3 protein-coding genes are annotated in these 2121 nt (G+C 36.9%); all 3 read right to left on the bottom strand.

Annotation, left to right across the window (positions count from 1 at the left end; translation table 11 throughout):
• Positions 1-316 precede the first annotated feature (316 nt).
• Positions 317-544 (bottom strand): hypothetical protein, encoded by a 228-nt coding sequence (locus ABZA26_RS13550; RefSeq protein WP_372715029.1) that lies wholly within the window; start codon positions 542-544, stop codon positions 317-319.
• Positions 545-571: 27 nt separating this feature from the next.
• Entirely contained in the window at positions 572-910 is a 339-nt protein-coding gene (locus tag ABZA26_RS13555; protein WP_372715030.1) for a P-II family nitrogen regulator, read from the bottom strand.
• A gap of 53 nt (positions 911-963) precedes the next feature.
• A partial coding sequence (locus ABZA26_RS13560) for an ammonium transporter (RefSeq protein WP_372715031.1) occupies positions 964-2121 on the bottom strand: 1158 nt, incomplete at its 5' end.

The raw sequence follows: 2121 nt of genomic DNA on the forward strand, positions 1-2121 counted from the left end.
AATGACCTCCCTCCAGTGAGCAGAAGAACTCTGTCTCCGTAATTTGATATTATCTCTTTTAGTTTATCAAAGGTTCCTTCTCCGAAATATAATTTCGGAGTATTGGAAAAGTTAAAATTATTCATAGACGTCACTCCCTGTAATTTTCATATATTAATAATAAAATTGGTTATAATCCATTACACAATTTATCACAACTCTTGTAGCTTTTCAAGGTATTGTGTCAAATGGATCTAATTATAATTTATAACAAAATAAAAAGCAGGAGGTCTTAAAACCTCCTGCTTAGACTTTGCTTTAAATTAATACCCCGTTTTTAAATGAAACTCTTGCTTATGCAGTAATAATAATATTTACAGAAATATTCAATGAACATCTGAGGGTCAACATTTAAGTATTCTCCATAACAGTTACTTTTTATATATTCAAGAACCTTGGCCTCTTTATGAGTTGGGGTTCTTCCAAAATTTTCTATAAATTTCTTAGTCAACATAAACATCACCTCGCTCACATGCATTTTTATAAATATTAAGATAAATTTCATTTCCTGTTACAGAAGTTTCCTGAGCTTTTAGATAGCTCCATCCCCTCTTTCACCAGTTCTGATTCTCACTACATCGTCTACAGGATGAATAAATATTTTACCGTCACCTGTTTCACCAGTTTTAGTGGCCTTTAGAATTATATCTACCACTCTTTCCACGTCGCTGTCTTTTACCAGGATCTCTACCTGGAGATTTGGTACATATTCTACCAGATACTCCACTCCCCTAAAAATCTCCTTTTTACCAAGCTGTCTACCAAAACCCCTTACCTCACTAATAGTCATACCCTTTATATTAGCTGAGCACAAAGCTTCTTTTAGTGCATTTATGCCTATAGGTCTAATTATAGCAACTATCATCTTCATAATAAAAATCCCCCCTATAATTTTATTTCTATTATTATACTACACAATACGGATTACTTAAATAGCGATACCTCTGTGTGAGAAGGAAACTCAGGATAAGCTGAAGCACCATGCTCTCCTATATCCAGTCCTTCGATTTCTTCTTTTGCAGATACACGTAATCCCATAACAGCTTTTACTACGTTGAATATAATTAGCCCACCTACAAATGCCACTACGAACGCTGTTACAACACCTATTGCCTGTACACCTATAATCTTAGCATCAAACATTTTTTCAGCATTAAAGATTCCAGCTGCCAGAGTTCCCCAAGCACCATTGACACCATGAACAGAAACAGCACCAACCGGATCATCAATATGCATCTTATCAACCAACAGTACTGACAATACTACAAGGACACCAGCTATTAACCCTATTATTACTGCGGCCCAAGGCTCTACATTTGCACATCCTGCTGTTATTCCAACTAGTCCTGCAAGAGCACCGTTTAGTGTCATACCTATATCAGCCTTTTTGAATATTACACAAGAAGTAATCAGTGCTGTTATAGAGGCAGCAGCAGCAGCTAAGTTTGTATTTACAGCAATAAGACCTATTTCAGAAGTACCAGTTGTTGTACTTCCACAGTTAAATCCGAACCATCCAAACCAAAGAATGAATACACCTAGAGAAGCTAGTGGTATCGAGTGACCTGGTATAGCAGAAATCTCTTTATTTTTGAATTTACCTATTCTTGGACCTAATACTATCGCAGCAGCAAGAGCAGCCCATCCACCCACAGAGTGAACTACAGTAGATCCTGCAAAATCAATGAATCCCATGTTTTCTAGCCATCCTGTAGATTGACCGAAAAGACTTCCCCAAGCCCAGTGACCAAAGATAGGATAAACAAATGCAGTTATAAGGAAACTAGATACAAGATAAGAACCAAATTTTGTTCTTTCTGCCATAGCTCCGGAAACTATAGTTGCAGCTGTAGCTGCGAACACACCCTGGAAAATAAAGAATGTCCAGTCCCAGTCAGCTAAACCCATTCCTAAAAAGTTTGTAGTTCCTAAAATGTCCCCTTTACCAAACATAAAGGCAAATCCTACAGCCCAGAATGCTATAATTCCCATAGAAAAATCCATTACGTTTTTCATTATGATGTTACCCGCATTTTTAGCTCTTGTAAATCCAGCTTCTACCATTGCAAATCCAGCTTGCAT

This window comes from Ilyobacter sp. (genome assembly GCF_041583315.1).
Lineage (GTDB): Bacteria > Fusobacteriota > Fusobacteriia > Fusobacteriales > Fusobacteriaceae > Ilyobacter.

Excerpts from the sequence above, each read along its gene's own strand:
- ABZA26_RS13550 (WP_372715029.1), bottom strand. The coding sequence starts at position 544 with ATGAAATTTATCTTAATATTTATAAAAATGCATGTGAGCGAGGTGATG.
- ABZA26_RS13555 (WP_372715030.1), bottom strand. The coding sequence starts at position 910 with ATGAAGATGATAGTTGCTATAATTAGACCTATAGGCATAAATGCACTA.